Annotated in this window: 12 protein-coding genes; 6 read left to right on the top strand and 6 right to left on the bottom strand. The window is 72.1% G+C overall.

Annotation, left to right across the window (positions count from 1 at the left end; translation table 11 throughout):
* Positions 1–43 precede the first annotated feature (43 nt).
* Positions 44–706, bottom strand: a complete 663-nt coding sequence (locus ACIBG6_RS32390) for a class F sortase (protein ID WP_399226295.1) — start codon at positions 704–706, stop codon at positions 44–46.
* A 417-nt stretch (positions 707–1123) separates the two neighbouring features.
* Between ACIBG6_RS32390 and ACIBG6_RS32385 the strand changes: the two genes are divergently transcribed.
* Positions 1124–1642 carry a hypothetical protein gene (locus ACIBG6_RS32385; protein ID WP_329619790.1) on the top strand — a complete coding sequence of 173 codons (519 nt, stop codon included), beginning with the start codon at positions 1124–1126 and terminating at the stop codon, positions 1640–1642.
* A 102-nt stretch (positions 1643–1744) separates the two neighbouring features.
* Here ACIBG6_RS32385 and ACIBG6_RS32380 read toward each other — a convergent pair whose 3' ends face one another.
* The 3 genes from ACIBG6_RS32380 to ACIBG6_RS32370 form a co-directional block, all read right to left on the bottom strand.
* Positions 1745–2308, bottom strand: coding sequence for a hypothetical protein (locus ACIBG6_RS32380; protein ID WP_399226294.1), 564 nt, complete (start codon positions 2306–2308; stop codon positions 1745–1747).
* Positions 2309–2475: 167 nt separating this feature from the next.
* Positions 2476–3240 (bottom strand): hypothetical protein, encoded by a 765-nt coding sequence (locus ACIBG6_RS32375; RefSeq protein ID WP_399226293.1) that lies wholly within the window; start codon positions 3238–3240, stop codon positions 2476–2478.
* Between the two features lie 15 nt (positions 3241–3255).
* A complete protein-coding gene (locus ACIBG6_RS32370) occupies positions 3256–3864 on the bottom strand; it encodes a hypothetical protein (protein WP_399226292.1) in 609 nt (202 codons plus the stop codon).
* Between the two features lie 606 nt (positions 3865–4470).
* On the opposite strand from ACIBG6_RS32370, the gene ACIBG6_RS32365 reads away from it, so the two are divergent.
* A complete protein-coding gene (locus ACIBG6_RS32365) occupies positions 4471–5283 on the top strand; it encodes an SAM-dependent methyltransferase (protein WP_399226291.1) in 813 nt (270 codons plus the stop codon).
* On the top strand, positions 5280–7445 hold the full coding sequence (locus tag ACIBG6_RS32360; RefSeq protein ID WP_399226290.1) for a putative bifunctional diguanylate cyclase/phosphodiesterase: 2166 nt from the start codon (positions 5280–5282) through the stop codon (positions 7443–7445). The genes ACIBG6_RS32365 and ACIBG6_RS32360 overlap by 4 nt, the downstream gene beginning before the upstream one ends.
* A 140-nt stretch (positions 7446–7585) precedes the next feature.
* On the opposite strand, the gene ACIBG6_RS32355 is transcribed toward ACIBG6_RS32360, so the two are convergent.
* Both ACIBG6_RS32355 and ACIBG6_RS32350 read right to left on the bottom strand, forming a co-directional pair.
* Positions 7586–9763: a hypothetical protein gene (locus ACIBG6_RS32355; protein WP_399226289.1), complete on the bottom strand. Its 2178-nt coding sequence runs from the start codon at positions 9761–9763 to the stop codon at positions 7586–7588.
* A 123-nt stretch (positions 9764–9886) separates the two neighbouring features.
* Entirely contained in the window at positions 9887–10798 is a 912-nt protein-coding gene (locus ACIBG6_RS32350) for a LysR family transcriptional regulator (protein ID WP_399226288.1), read from the bottom strand.
* A 96-nt stretch (positions 10799–10894) separates the two neighbouring features.
* On the opposite strand from ACIBG6_RS32350, the gene ACIBG6_RS32345 reads away from it, so the two are divergent.
* Genes ACIBG6_RS32345 through ACIBG6_RS32335 form a run of 3 tightly spaced genes read left to right on the top strand, consistent with a single transcriptional unit; the run spans position 10895 to position 14310 of the window.
* Positions 10895–11620: a succinate dehydrogenase gene (locus ACIBG6_RS32345; protein ID WP_399226287.1), complete on the top strand. Its 726-nt coding sequence runs from the start codon at positions 10895–10897 to the stop codon at positions 11618–11620.
* Positions 11621–13567, top strand: a complete 1947-nt coding sequence (locus tag ACIBG6_RS32340) for a fumarate reductase/succinate dehydrogenase flavoprotein subunit (protein ID WP_399226286.1) — start codon at positions 11621–11623, stop codon at positions 13565–13567.
* Entirely contained in the window at positions 13564–14310 is a 747-nt protein-coding gene (locus ACIBG6_RS32335; protein WP_399226285.1) for a succinate dehydrogenase/fumarate reductase iron-sulfur subunit, read from the top strand. Before ACIBG6_RS32340 ends, ACIBG6_RS32335 begins: the two co-directional genes overlap by 4 nt.
* Positions 14311–14320: the final 10 nt, after the last annotated feature.

Below are 14320 nucleotides of genomic sequence, written 5' to 3'. Positions count from 1 at the left end.
CCGGCACTGGTGGGTGCCGGGGCCCTTCGCCGTGCCGCGAGCGTCAGCGGGAGCCGACCATGCGGGCGTACACGACGACGTTCCCGTCGTAGCCGCGCGCCCGTGTGTAGCCGCCGCCGCAGGTGATCACCCGGAGTTCGGGCTGGCCGGTGTCCGCGTAGACCTGCACGCCGGGGAAGTCGTTCTTGGAGTAGACCTCGACCCCGTAGATCTCGAAGACCGCGACCCGGCCGTCGTACCGCTCGACCTCGACGTGCTGGCCCTTCTCCAGCGATCCCAGGCCGTAGAAGACCGCCGGACCGCGTTCGTTGTCGACATGGCCGACGACGACCGAAGTCCCGCGCTGCCCGGGGGAGATGCCGTTCTGGTACCAGCCGGCGAGGTTGGCGTCCTGCGGGGGCGGGGCCGCCACCCAGCCGTCCGCGTCCAGGCCCACGTCCATGATCGGCGCGGCGACCCGGATCGCGGGGATCTTGATCCGTGAGGCCGGTGCGAAGGGCAGCGGCTCCAGACCGGCTGTCTCCTCCGTCGGCGGCGGGACGACCGGTCGCGCCACGGGCCGTGCGGCCGCGGCGGGTTGGGGCGGTCCGAGGGCGACGTCGACCCCGTTGCGCATCATGGCGAGTCCGGACAGCATGGCGAGGGCCAGGACGCCCCAGGGTCGGCGTCTCCTGCGCTCGAAGACGCGGAAGTCCTTCGCGGGCATGGTTCTCCCTTCGTGGCGTCGTCAGAACGGTAAGGGCGGCGGGAGGGGCCGTCGCCCCGGACGAGGCGAACGGGTGGGGGCCGCCGCCGGACGGGTGCAGGGCGGGGGAGAGCGGCCCGTGAACCGGCGAGCGCGGAGCGCCGGACGCGCGCCGAGGGCCCGGTGACCTCCCCGTGGGGACAGCCGGGTGACACGGGGCTGGCCCATCCGAGTATTCGTCAGATAAGCACCCCGGACCGCTGTGACCTGCGGTTCCTTGCCGTGCGCGGGGCGATTTCCGGGCGTGTCGTCTCACTGGGGTGGACCAGTGCCGACGTGCACGGCTCGCCCCGACTTGTGATGGTTCGTCATGGAAGGCGTACTCGTCGAATTTCCCGGAGCACCGCTTTGGGGCGTCCTTCCACTGGAGGTTCAACCATGCGTGCTGCACGCACTCTGGCGGTGACCGCCACCGCGATCGCGGCGGTCGGCCTCGCGGCCCCCCTCGCCGCCGCCACCTACGGTCCGGGCAACGTCGTCAGCGGTGGCTCGAACAACAGCCCGAGCAACGTCACTGTCAGCCCCTTCGAGGTCCACCCCGGGTCGACGCTCACGATCACCGCCAGGGGCTGCAACCGTGGCGGCACGGTCACGTCCAACGCCTTCCCGGACGCCACCCTCTCGGGCGGCAATGGCGTCTCCACCGCCGTCGCCCGCGTCTACAACCACGCCACTCCCGGCAACTACAACCTGGCCGTCAGGTGCAACGGCGGCTCCAACGTGGTCACGGAACCGTTCCGGGTCCTCCCGGGTCGCGGCGCCCAGGGCGGCATCGGCGGCTCGCTGGCACCCAGCTCCACGGAGATGGCCGTCGGCGGCAGCCTGGTCGCCGCCGCCGCGCTCGGTGGTGGACTGTTCATCATCCGCCGTCGCCGTATGACCGGCGCGGGAGTCTGACCGGTCGAACCTCCCGGTCGGCCCGCTGTGCCCGTCGCCCCCGAGTCCCTGCCGGGACCCGGGGGCGACGGGCGTCCGCGGGCGCCCGCCCCCGCTCCCCGTTCAGTGGCGACGGGAGTCGCCGGAGCGGCGACGGACCACGTACACGACACCGGTCGCGGCGGCCAGCACCAGAGCCGTACCGGCCGCGAGCATTCCGCCGTCCACCTCGTCCACCGAGCCGCCGACACCGCCCTGCACCCCGCGCGGGGGAGTGAGCAGCGTGGAGCTGATGGTCGGGGTGGCCGTGGGAATACCGCTGATCGTCAGATCCACGGTGTCCTGCACACCACCGGTGCAGTTGAACGACACCGTGTACACGGCGCCTCGTCGGGCGTCCGCGTCCACGGTGGCGATGGCCGCCGACCCCGGTGCGATGGTGACGGTGTCGAAGATGCCCGCCGAGGCCGTCGCCGTACTGGCGCAGCCGGGGGCGCTCAGCGTCACCCGGCCGCCCGGGGCGACGAGCGACGGCGACACGACGAAATCGCCCGGTGCCTTGGCTCCTGGTGCCCGCGGATTGGTGGCGGGGGCACCCTCCGTCGCGAGGGCGACGGTGGCGGGGGCGGCCAGGGCGATGGCAGCCGCCCCCAACAGGGCAGTGGACGCGGCACGTATCGCGCGCATGGTGAATCCCTCCGGGTTCCGAGGGGCAGCCGCGAAACGGGATTTCCGCGAAGGGCCTGCGTGCACCTCGATGCCCGAAACGCTAGGAGCGCACTACCACAGCCGCGATCCCAGGCGTGCGAATGGGGCACTCTTGTCCCTCGTGCGGCCCATTCGGTCGCCTGCGCTCACCCTGTGACCTGCGGGAACAGATCGGTGAACGGCGTGGCGGTGGCGGAGATGCCCCGGCCGAACGGCGCGTCGAAGTCCCAGATGAGGAACAACAGGAACGCGATCAGCACGCTGAACAGCCCGGCGAGCAGCAACTCCCGTCCTGTCCTGCGGATCTGGAGCGTGAAGATCAGGCCGACGGTGACCAGGGCGCCGATGATCAGGCCGAACCAGACCACCCCCGGCATCGTCGCCCCCGCGCTCTGCCCACGTGCGCCCCGGGCGTCGTCGGCCGCCGCGACCTGGTCGACCAGCGGCTGGTAGGCCTGCCCCTCGAAGTCGTTCGCGGGCTGGTAGTCGGTGACGCTCCGGCGCACCTGCTCCAGGAGCGCGGTGCCCTGCTCGCTCAGCTCGCCCTCCTCGGACATGTGCGTCCACTCCTCGTCGACCACGTACGCGACGTACGCGTCGACATCGGCGCGGATCTTGGTGCGGACGTCCAGGGGGTAGACCTCGACGCGGGCCGAGATCTCGTGCATCGCCTGGGCCTCCTGCCGCACGGTCTCCTGGGCGGCACCCCGGGCCTCCCAGACGCCGGCGATGGCGAGACCGAGGACGATCGCGTAGATCACGCCGATCATCATCGTCATGTACTCGATGACGTCGGGGGTCTCACTGGGGTCGTCGTCCTCCGGGATACGACGGTGGTTGATGACGACGATGGTCAGGACGACGGCGCACGCGGCGGCCATCGCGAGGGTGAGTACGAGCCATTCGGACATGGGATACCTCGGAGATCAGCGGGAGCGGGGGCGCAGGATCGCGGTCGCGAGCACGGCGGGAGCGATGATCACCAGCGTCATCGTGACGACGGACGTGCCGCCCTTCGGCTGGGGCCGCGCGGTGCGGCGGTAATGCGGGAGTGCGACGGGCCCGTGGGCCGGGGGCCGGGGCCCCGCGGTGGGCGCGGGCGCGGGCGCCGGGGCGGCTGATGACGCCGGCGGCGCGGGCGCCGGAGTGCGCTCCGGTGGGATCGGGGTGGCCGGTGCGGGGGAGGCGGGCTCCGGGCGCGGTGCGGGGGTGGTCACCGGCGGAGGCGGCGGCGTCGTCGTCCGTACGGGAGGCGGGGGTGGCGCCGGGACGGTCGGGGGCTGAGGCTGCGGCTTCGGCGTCGTGGGCCGGGGCGCCGGCGTCGTGGGCTTCGTCGTCGGCGGCGGAGGCGGCGGCGGAGCGGGGGTGGGTGAGCACGCGCCCGGCCCGATGACCGCCACCGAGGTGTGCGAACCGTCGGGGCCGGTCGTGGCATAGGCGCAGGAGTCGGCGGCGGCGGGGACGGGTGCGGCGAGCAGCCACACGAGTCCGAGGGCCGCCAGCGACCGCGCGAGGGGTGATCCGTACAGAGACACGCCGTCGAGCTTGATCACAGCCGCGGCGAACCGGGGCGGAATCGGCGGGGATTCGCCGGATGGAGCGGTTCTCACGACGCGTGGTTTGACGTTTCGCCGCTCCGGAGGCGGATTCGGCGGAATGCCCGGGTACCGCCGAGCCGTGCGATTCGCCGCCGGCGCTCCTCTCCGCTTCGGCGGGCCCCCGACCTGACTTAGTCAGGGTCCCGTCAGGAGTTCACCGGGCCTCCGGGGGAGTCCGTCGGGGCTCCGGTACGAGAACTGTCCGGTTGTCGCCCTGTCATGGGCGTCCGACGGCACGGCATCCCGCGGCGTCCTCGGCGCGTCCTCGGGGGCAACGACCGAGGTGCGCCAAGGGCCTGCGCCCCCGTAAGGTGCGGCTGAGGTCGGCCGGGAAGTCGACGCACACTCATATGCACGTGAATTTGCACGACCTGAAGGCGTGAACTCTGCGCTCCACGAGCATGTGCCAATGACGTGTGACCAAGAACGGACCGCTAATTTCCGTTTCTACTCGCTCTCCCGGCGGGCGATCAGTAGCCTCACCTCGAACACCGGCCGCGAACACATGGCCGCATCCCCCATGGCGACTTGTTGGAGACATTGATGGAGCGTCCCGCCTGGGCTCCGCCGGGTATCGACATTTCGGTGCCGAGCGTGTCCCGTATGTACGACTTCTATCTGGGCGGCTCGCACAATTTCGAAGTGGACCGGGAAGCGGCGCGCAAGGCCATGGAGTTCATGCCTGGCCTCCCCAAGGTCATGCAGGCGAACCGTGCCTTCATGCGGCGTGCCGTCCGCCACGCCGTTGACAACGACGTCACCCAGTTCCTCGACATCGGCTCCGGCATACCCACCTTCGGCAACGTGCACGAGGTCGCCCGGGCCGCGGACCCCGCCGCGCGGGTCGTCTACGTCGACCACGACCCGGTCGCCGTCGCCCACAGCCGCGCCGTCCTGGAGGGGGACGAGGCCGCCGCGGTCGTCGCCGCCGACCTGCGCAAGCCGGCCGACATCCTGCGCAGCCCCGAGGTGTCCCGACTCCTCGACCTGGACCGGCCGGTGGCCCTGCTCCTCGTCGCCGTCCTCCACTTCCTGGAGGACGAGGACCGGCCCTACGAGGCCGTCGCCGAGCTGATCGACGCGCTCGCGCCCGGCAGCCTCCTCGTCGTCACCCACGCCTCGTACGAGGGCATCCCGCTCACCGAGGAGCAGGCGGGCGGCACCGTCGGCGTCTACCGCAACATCCGCAGCCCCCTGGTGATGCGGTCGGGCGAGGAGATCACCCGCTTCTTCGCGGGCACCGAGCTGGTCGAGCCCGGGCTGGTCCCGATGCCCGCCTGGCGACCGGACAGTCCGGTCGAGGAGGAGGATCCCTACGCCTTCTCCGGATTCGCAGGGGTGGGGCGCAAGGCGTGAAGGTCCCGTCGCAGCCCACCGGTTCCGTCGCCGAGGCAGACGGTCCGGAGGACAGACTCAGGCGGTTCGTCACCATCTGGAGCCGCGCCATCTTCCCGGTGACGGCCACCTCGCTGACCCGCGCCGAGTTCGAGGGGCACCTGCTGCCGCTGGCCCGCACCCTGTGCGACGCCCTGCACGCCCGGCCCTTCGACACGGCCCCCGCCCAACGCGCCGGCGCGGACCTCGTCGCAGCCCACTGCACCGACCCCGACGCCCTCGGCCGCAGCCTCGGCGTGGTCGACTCGTACCTGGTGCTGTACTGCGGCACGGACTCGGACCTCCCGGCCGAGGAGCTCCGCGCCCGCTGCGCCCGCCTCCAGCACGCCATGGCCACCGGCTACGCGCAGGCCCTGCGCGAGCGGACCCGCGCCGAACAGGAGGCGATCGCCCGCTCCGCGCTCGCCGCCCGCAGCGCCGCCGAGATCGCCCTCCACGCCACCGAGAGCCGCTTCCGCGCGGTCTTCGACGGGGCCGCCATCGGCATCGGCATCGCCGACCTCGACGGCAACGTCCTGGAGGTCAACGAGACCCTCACCCGCATGTTCGGCGGGATGGAGGGCCAGGTGCGCAGCCGCAACGTCAGCGAGTGGGTCCACCCCGAGGACGGCCCGCACGTCTGGAAGCTGTACGAGGAGCTCGTCCGCGGCGAGCGGGAGTCCTACCGGGTGGAGAAGCCCTACTACCGCGGCGACGGAACGGTTCTCTGGACCAACCTCACCGTCTCGCTCCTCCGCGACGCCGAGGGACGGCCCCAGTACCAGCTCGCCCTGATGGAGGACACCACCGAACGGCGGCTGCTCCACCTGCGCCTGCGGTACGAGGCCACCCACGACGCGCTCACCGGACTGCCGAACCGGACCCTGTTCTTCGAACGCCTGGAGAAGGCCCTCGTCTCCGGCGAGAACTCCCGCTTCGGCCTCTGCTACCTCGACCTCGACGGCTTCAAGGTCATCAACGACAGCCTCGGCCACTCCACCGGCGACCGGCTGCTCGTCGAGGTCGCCGACCGGCTGCAGAGCTGCGTCACCAGCTCGGGCGAGATGGTGGCCCGGCTCGGCGGGGACGAGTTCGTCGCCCTCACCACCGGCTGCGCCGGCGAACAGGAGGTCACCGAACTCGCCGACCGCATCCTCGGCGCCCTCTCCACCCCCCTGCGCATCGACGGCCGCGAACTGACCGTCCGCGGCAGCCTCGGCGTGGTCGAGGGACCGGCGGGGGAGCGGACCCCGGCCGAGGTGCTGCGCAGCGCCGACATCACCATGTACCGGGCGAAGTCCGCGGGCGGCAACCGCTTCGAGCTCGCCGACCCCGAGGCCGACGCCCGCGCCATCACCCGGCACGGCCTGACGACGGCGCTGCCCACGGCCCTGGAGCGCGGCGAGTTCTTCATCGAGTACCAGCCGCTCGTCCACCTCGGCGACGGCAGCGTGCACGGCGCGGAGGCGCTGGTCCGCTGGTGCCACCCGCAGCACGGGGTGCTCGGCCCCGACCGGTTCATCCCGCTCGCCGAGGACACCGGCCTCATCGTGCCGCTCGGCCGCTGGGTGCTCCAGGAGGCCGTACGCCAGGCCCGCTTCTGGCAGGCCCGGCACGCCGACGGCGGCCCGCTGCGGATCAACGTCAACCTGTCCCCGACCCAGCTGCACCACCCCCGGCTGGTCGCCGACACCGTCGACGTCCTGGAACGGTCGGGGCTCGAACCGGGCGCGCTCTGCCTGGAGGTGACCGAGTCGGCGCTGATCGGCGCCGACGAGGACCTGCTGAAGCCGCTGCGGCAGCTCGCCGAGATGGGCGTGGACATCGCGCTCGACGACTTCGGCACCGGCTACTCGAACCTCGCCAACCTGCGCCGTCTGCCGGTGAGCGTCCTGAAGCTCGACCGGTCCTTCACCCGGGGCATGCAGCAGCACCCGGTGGACCCGGTCGACCTCAAGATCGTCGAGGGCATCGTCTCGCTGGCCCACAGCCTGGAGCTCGCCGTCACGGTCGAGGGCGTGGAGACCGGCGCCCAGGCGCGCCAGCTCCGCGAGCTCGGCTGCGACACGGCCCAGGGCTGGTACTACGCCCGTCCCGGCGCCCCGGACCGCATCCACTCGCTGCTCCTGGCGGACGCGGTCTGAGACCCGGACGTACGAAACCGGCCTCCCCACGCGAAGCGGGGAGGCCGGGAAGAGGTACGGGGGAGGAAAGCGGAGAGGCTATTTCATGGAAGATGAGAAGGAAGCCTCTCCATGGCCTCGCCCCGGAACGACCGTAACACTCAGGCGGGCAGCAGGTCGCGCAGATTTTCCGGGGTGAACACACGCGAGCCCGGAGCCAGGCCCTCCGGACGTTCCAGACCGATGTACGTGACCGGGGCGTCCGGCACCGTCCGGCCGTCCCACAGCGTCGTCCGCGCCCCCGACTCCTCCATCAGCGCCACGAGATGACCGACCGTCAGGGACGTGCGCCCCAGCAGGCCGCGCAGCAGGACCGCGATCGACACCCGGTGCCCCTCGACCTGGTTCGCCGACGGCGCGCCCCGCAGGCAGAGGTTGAGCCAGTGGGCGTGCCAGCGGCCCTCGTCGTCCCGCCGGAAGGCGAGCGGCAGGGCCACCCGGCCGGGGCCGCGCAGATCCGACTTCAAGCGCACCGTACGCGGCTCGAACGGCCGGCCCTGCTGCTCGGACTCGCGCAGCATGAAGCCGAAGAAGCCCTCCGCCACCTGGTCGAAGTCCTCGCCCGAGTAGACGTGCACCTGCGGGACGATGAACGTGCCGCGCACCGCGCCGAGTCGCAGATCGATGAACTCCGAAGCCCCGTCCGGCGCTTCGGTGATGTCACCCGAGTGCCGGCCCTCGACGTCGGTCAGCGCCGTGTACGACAGCCAGGTCACCGTCGCGTAGTCCGCGTCCAGGACGAGCGCCGACAGGTCGAGGTCGGTCGTGTACCGCGTCTGCCTCCAGTACATGAAGAAGCGCAGCAGCTCCCCCTCGACCGGTGAGACCGAGCCGCGCGGCAGCACGCCGAGCCCCGCCGAGGCCGCCCGTCCGCTCAACGGCAGGGCGACGCTCAGGACATCGGGGTCGATCAACAGACGCCCAGGGGAGGGGAGTCGGCGCCGGATCTCGGCGTCGAGGACCGCGATGAGCCGCTCGCGGTCCGTGTCCTCCAGCGGCGGACGCGTGTCGTCGGTGACCCAGGCCTTGCCCTCCCGGTTCACGAACACCCGGCGCTCCCCGCCGCTCCCGCCCGCGCGGTTCTCCAGATGCTCGCGCACCGACAGGACGACCCGGCCCGACACCTCGGGCGCGGCCCGCTCGACGGCCGCGAGGACGGCTTCCCGCTCCTTGCCCTCCGCCGCGCCGCGCAGGAGTCGGTCCAGGGCGCGGAACAGGCGCCCCGGGGCCGCGGTGGCCAGCAGCTCGGCGGCGGCCGTGACATCACCCCGTCCGAGCATCTCCTCCACGCGGCTGTCGAACGACGGTGCCTTCCGCTCGCCCCGGGCGACGGCGAACACCTCGGCGGCGTGCGGCCAGTGCGGGTACTCGTGGGGGTGCAGCCGCTCTCCGAGCCGCTTCCACGCCTCCGCGTGCGCGGACACGTCCGCGAGCTTGGCCGGCGACGCGGCCACGACCGCGTCGAGCCCCGCGAGCAGGGTGCGGCGGTGCGGGCGGGACAGTGCGCGGAACCGGGTGGGCTCGCGCAGGGTGACATCGCCCTCCGCGAGGGCGCAGGCCAGCCGCAGGACGTCGGTCACGGTGTCGAGCAGTGGGGCGGCGCCCACCCGCAGCCGGGCATGGTTGACGACGGCGCGGTTCTCCCGGACCGTGATCGTCTCGGGCTGGGGGCCGTCCGCGCAGTGCTCGGCGAGCACGGCCAGATCGCGCAGATGCTCCTCGCCGAGCGGGGTCGCGCTGCCGGCCAGGGCCAGATAGAGCGCGGTGACCTCGGTGTCCGCGTCCGCGCCGAGGTGCAGCACCGTCAGCCGGTCGCCGGCCGCCGCGATCAGCTCGTCGTGGACGGCGAGCATCTCCTCGTACGTGTGCTGGTAGCGGCCGTACGACGGGAGGGTCAGCAGGTCGAGGACGCCGGCGCTCAGCTGGTCGAGCGCATGGGCGCGGGCGTCGCCGTCGGCGAACGCCTCGGCCACGCACGCCCTCCAGAAGTCGAGGGTGTCCGGCACGTTGTCCGGGAAGTCGACGAAGTAGACGTTGTGCCGGACGTGGTCGCCGACGATGTCACGGACGGTCGCGAGCGTGCGGACGGCGGTATTGACGACGGTCGGCCCGGCCAGCCCCGACAGGCGCTCGACCAGGTCGCCCGACAGCTTGAACCCCGCGGTCATCAGGGCCGCGTCGAACCTGCGCGCGGCTGCGGCCCCGTCCCCGGCCGGACCGGTGGGGGAGGGGAGACGGAGGGTGTGCCGGACGACCAGGTGTTCGAGAGCGTGGACCATGGAGGCATGCTCGCAGCCGCGCGCCGCCTGCCGCACGCGGATTTCGGGGCCGCAGACCGCCGTGGCTCCGGCGCCGGCCCCTTCGGCGTCGGACCGTGGCTCGGGCCTCAGGACCCTCCCGCCTCAGACCGTGGCCGCGGCCTGGTCCGGGCCGCTCCGGCGCGAGGCGAGCAGGACCCGCTGGAGCTCCCGGGCCGCCCGGGGTGGCGCCACGTCGCTGCGGTGGGCCAGGGCGATGGTGCGGCGCAGCCCCGGCCGGGCGAGCGCGGTCACCCGCAGATCGCGGCCCGCTCGCGCCGCGACCATCGCCGGGACGACCGCGAGCCCGAGCCCCGCCCGGACGAAACCGAGCACCGCGTCCAGCTCTCCGCCCTCGACGGTGAACGTCGGCTCGAAGCCCTCCGCCCGGCACGCCGCCACGGTCAGTTCCCGCAGGTCGTAGCCGTGCCGGAACATCACGAGCGGCTGGTCCCGCAGGTCCTTGATCCGCACCGGACGCCCCGGCGCCGGAGCCGAGGCCGCGGAGACCACCACCAGGTCCTCCCGGAGCAGCTCGACCGTCGTCAGCGCCGGCGACGGGGACGGCAGCGGCAGTACCACCAGGGCCAGGTCGAGCGCGCCGCGCGCCAGCTCCCGTACGAGATCGTGCGAGCCGCCCTCCTCGATGAGGAGCTCGATCCCCGGGTGCAGGTCGTGGAAGGCGCGCAGCACGTCCGGAAGGAGCCCCGTGCACAGGCTCGGCGTCGCGCCGAGCCGCACCCGGCCCCGCTTGAGCTGCGCCAGCTCCTGCACTTCGAGCCGGGCCGTCTCGGTGTCGGCGAGGATCCGGCGCGCGAGCGGCAGCAGGGCCTCGCCCGCGTCGGTGAGCGTGATGTTCCCCCGGGCCCGGCTGAACAGCTCCGCGCCCAACTCCCCTTCCAGAGCCTTGATCTGCTGGGAGAGCGAGGGCTGCGAGACATGGACGCGCTCGGCCGCCCGCGTGAAGTGACGGGTCTCGGCCACGGCGACGAAGTAGAGGAGCTGCTGGAACTGCATGACCCCAGGGTAAGGGACATGAATAGGTGATGCCTATCGAGATCAGCCGGACCATGTCTTGGACCTCTCGGGTCGTTCGGCCCTAGCGTCGTGGGCATGGCTCTGGCACCCACGAGGGACCGGACGACGGGCCGCCCGCCGTCCCCCACACCGTCACGCGGATTCCTGTCATCGACCCTCGGCAAGAAGACGGTCATGGCCGTCAGCGGGCTGCTCATGCTCGGCTATCTCGTCGCCCATGTCGCCGGCAACCTGAAGGTCTTCTTCGGCCCCGAGGAGTTCAACGCCTACGGCCACTGGCTGCGGGTGATGGGCGCCCCCGTCCTGCACCACGAGTGGGCCCTCTGGATCGTCCGGATCGTGCTCCTCGCCGCCGTCGGCGCCCACGCCGTCTCCGCGTACCAGCTCAGCCGGCGCGACGTGAAGGCCCGCCCCACCGCGTACGTCCACCGCCGCAAGCGCGCCTCGTACGCCACCCGCACCATGCGCTGGGGCGGGATCATCCTCGCCCTCTTCATCGTCTGGCACATCCTCGACCTCACCACCGGCACCGTCCACCCCGGCGGCTTCGAGGAGGGCAAGCCCTACCAGAACGTCGTCGACACCTTCTCCACCTGGTACGGCAACGTCATCTACATCGTCGCCATGCTCGCCGTCGGCCTCCACGTCCGCCACGGCTTCTGGAGCGCCGCCCAGACCCTGGGCGTCGGCAACGCCCGCCGCGAGCGCCTCCTCAGGGCGGTCGCGAACATCCTCGCGCTCGTCCTGACCGCGGGCTTCGTCTCCGTACCCGTCGCCGTCATGACCGGAGTGGTGAGCTGAATGACCTACCTCGACTACCGCGTCGGCGAGCCGCTCGCCGACACCACCGCCCCGGCGGGGCCCATCGCCGAACGCTGGGACACCCGCCGCTTCCAGGCCAAGCTGGTCAATCCCGCCAACCGCCGCAAGCACCGGATCATCGTCGTCGGCACCGGTCTCGCCGGCGGCTCCGCCAGCGCCACCCTCGCCGAACAGGGCTACCACGTCGTCCAGTTCTGCTTCCAGGACTCCCCGCGCCGCGCCCACTCGATCGCCGCCCAGGGCGGCATCAACGCCGCCAAGAACTACCGCAACGACGGCGACTCGATCCACCGCCTCTTCTACGACACCGTCAAGGGCGGCGACTTCCGCGCCCGCGAGTCCAACGTCCACCGCCTCGCCCAGATCTCCGTCGAGATCATCGACCAGTGCGTCGCCCAGGGCGTGCCCTTCGCCCGCGAGTACGGCGGCCTCCTCGACACCCGCTCCTTCGGCGGCGTCCAGGTCTCCCGTACCTTCTACGCCCGCGGCCAGACGGGCCAGCAACTCCTGCTCGGCGCCTACCAGGCGCTGTCCCGGCAGATCGCCGCCGGCAACGTCGAGATGCACGCCCGTACGGAGATGCTCGACCTGATCGTCGTCGACGGCCGGGCCCGCGGCATCGTCGCCCGCGACCTCATCACTGGCGAGGTCTCCACCCACTACGCGGACGCGGTCGTCCTCGCCAGCGGCGGCTACGGCAACGTCTTCTACCTCTCCACCAACGCGATGAACTCCAACGCCACCGCCGTCTGGCGGGCCCACCGGCGCGGCGCGTACTTCGCCAATCCCTGCTTCACCCAGATCCACCCCACCTGCGTCCCGCGCACCGGCGACCACCAGTCCAAGCTGACCCTGATGAGCGAGTCCCTCCGCAACGACGGCCGCATCTGGGTCCCGAAGGCCCACGGGGACCGGCGGCCGGCGGCCGACATCCCCGAGGACGAGCGCGACTACTACCTGGAGCGGATCTACCCCTCCTTCGGCAACCTCGTCCCCCGCGACATCGCCTCGCGCGCCGCGAAGAACGTCTGCGACGAGGGCCGCGGCGTCGGCCCCGGCGGCCAGGGCGTCTACCTCGACTTCGCCGACGCGATCCGGCGGCTCGGCCGCAAGGCCGTCGAGGAGAAGTACGGCAACCTCTTCGACATGTACGAGCGGATCACCGCCGAGAACCCGTACGAGGTCCCCATGCGGATCTACCCCGCCGTGCACTACACGATGGGCGGACTCTGGGTCGACTACGACCTCCAGACCACCGTCCCCGGCCTCTTCGCGATCGGCGAGGCCAACTTCTCCGACCACGGGGCCAACCGGCTCGGCGCCTCCGCCCTCATGCAGGGCCTCGCCGACGGCTACTTCGTCCTCCCCGCCACCATCAACGACTACCTCGCCCGCCACCCGCACGCGGAGCCGGTCACCGACGACCACCCGGCGGTACGGGACGTCCTCGCCGAGACCGAGGACCGGCTGAACCTCCTCCTCTCCGTCGACGGCGACCGCACCCCCGACTCCTTCCACCGCGAACTCGGCGAACTCATGTGGGAGTTCTGCGGCATGGCCCGCACGGAGGAGGGCCTGCGCAAGGCCCTCGCCCGGATCCCCGAGATCCGGGAGGAGTTCTGGCGCCGGATCAAGGTCCCGGGCACCGGCCAGGAGTTCAACCAGTCCCTGGAGAAGGCGAACCGCATCGTCGACTACCTGGAGCTCGCCGAGCTGATGTGCCTCGACGCGCTCCACCGCGCGGAGTCCTGCGGCGGCCACTTCCGCGAGGAGTCCCAGACGCCGGACGGCGAAGCGGCGCGCCGCGACGAGGAGTTCGCGTACGCGGCGGCCTGGGAGTTCGGCGGAACCGGCGCATCCCCCGTCCTCCACAAGGAGGACCTCACCTTCGAGTACGTCCACCCCACCCAGCGGAGTTACGCATGAGGCTCACCCTGCGCGTCTGGCGCCAGCGGAACGCCGACGCCCCCGGCGCCATGTCCACCTACGACGTCGACGGCATCTCCGCGGACATGTCGTTCCTGGAGATGCTCGACACCCTCAACGAGGCCCTCATCCTGCGCGACGAGGACCCCGTCGCCTTCGACCACGACTGCCGCGAGGGCATCTGCGGGGCGTGCAGCCTCGTCATCAACGGCGACGCGCACGGCCCCGAGCGCACCACCACGTGCCAGCTCCACATGCGGTCCTTCCGCGACGGCGACACGATCGACGTCGAGCCCTGGCGTGCGGCGGCCTTCCCCGTCGTCAAGGACCTCGTCGTCGACCGCTCCGCCTTCGACCGCGTCATCCAGTCCGGCGGCTACATCAGCGCCCCCACGGGCTCGGCGCCCGAGGCCCACGCGACCCCCGTCCCGAAGGCCGACGCGGACTCCGCCTTCGAGCACGCGGAGTGCATCGGCTGCGGCGCCTGCGTGGCGGCCTGCCCCAACGGCTCGGCGATGCTCTTCACCTCGGCGAAGATCAACCACCTGAACGTCCTCCCGCAGGGCTCCCCGGAACGCGAGACCCGGGTCCTCGACATGGTGGCCCAGATGGACGCGGAGGGCTTCGGCGGCTGCACGCTGACGGGCGAGTGCGCGACGGCGTGCCCGAAGGGGATCCCGCTGCCGTCGATCGCGGCGATGAACAGGGAGTGGCTGCGGGCGCGGAGGAAGGTGAAGGGGTAGGGGCCCGTCG

This window comes from Streptomyces sp. NPDC050842 (assembly GCF_044456565.1).
Classification (GTDB): domain Bacteria; phylum Actinomycetota; class Actinomycetes; order Streptomycetales; family Streptomycetaceae; genus Streptomyces.
Note: the sequence above shows the minus strand (reverse complement) of the source record. Positions and strands in the feature narration are given on the sequence as shown.

Bases quoted from the DNA above. Each gene is read 5' to 3' on its own strand.
- ACIBG6_RS32390 (WP_399226295.1), bottom strand. From the start codon at position 706: ATGCCCGCGAAGGACTTCCGCGTCTTCGAGCGCAGGAGACGCCGACCC.
- ACIBG6_RS32385 (WP_329619790.1), top strand. From the start codon at position 1,124: ATGCGTGCTGCACGCACTCTGGCGGTGACCGCCACCGCGATCGCGGCG.
- ACIBG6_RS32380 (WP_399226294.1), bottom strand. From the start codon at position 2,308: ATGCGCGCGATACGTGCCGCGTCCACTGCCCTGTTGGGGGCGGCTGCC.
- ACIBG6_RS32375 (WP_399226293.1), bottom strand. From the start codon at position 3,240: ATGTCCGAATGGCTCGTACTCACCCTCGCGATGGCCGCCGCGTGCGCC.
- ACIBG6_RS32365 (WP_399226291.1), top strand. From the start codon at position 4,471: ATGGAGCGTCCCGCCTGGGCTCCGCCGGGTATCGACATTTCGGTGCCG.
- ACIBG6_RS32355 (WP_399226289.1), bottom strand. From the start codon at position 9,763: ATGGTCCACGCTCTCGAACACCTGGTCGTCCGGCACACCCTCCGTCTC.
- ACIBG6_RS32350 (WP_399226288.1), bottom strand. From the start codon at position 10,798: ATGCAGTTCCAGCAGCTCCTCTACTTCGTCGCCGTGGCCGAGACCCGT.
- ACIBG6_RS32345 (WP_399226287.1), top strand. From the start codon at position 10,895: ATGGCTCTGGCACCCACGAGGGACCGGACGACGGGCCGCCCGCCGTCC.
- ACIBG6_RS32340 (WP_399226286.1), top strand. From the start codon at position 11,621: ATGACCTACCTCGACTACCGCGTCGGCGAGCCGCTCGCCGACACCACC.
- ACIBG6_RS32335 (WP_399226285.1), top strand. From the start codon at position 13,564: ATGAGGCTCACCCTGCGCGTCTGGCGCCAGCGGAACGCCGACGCCCCC.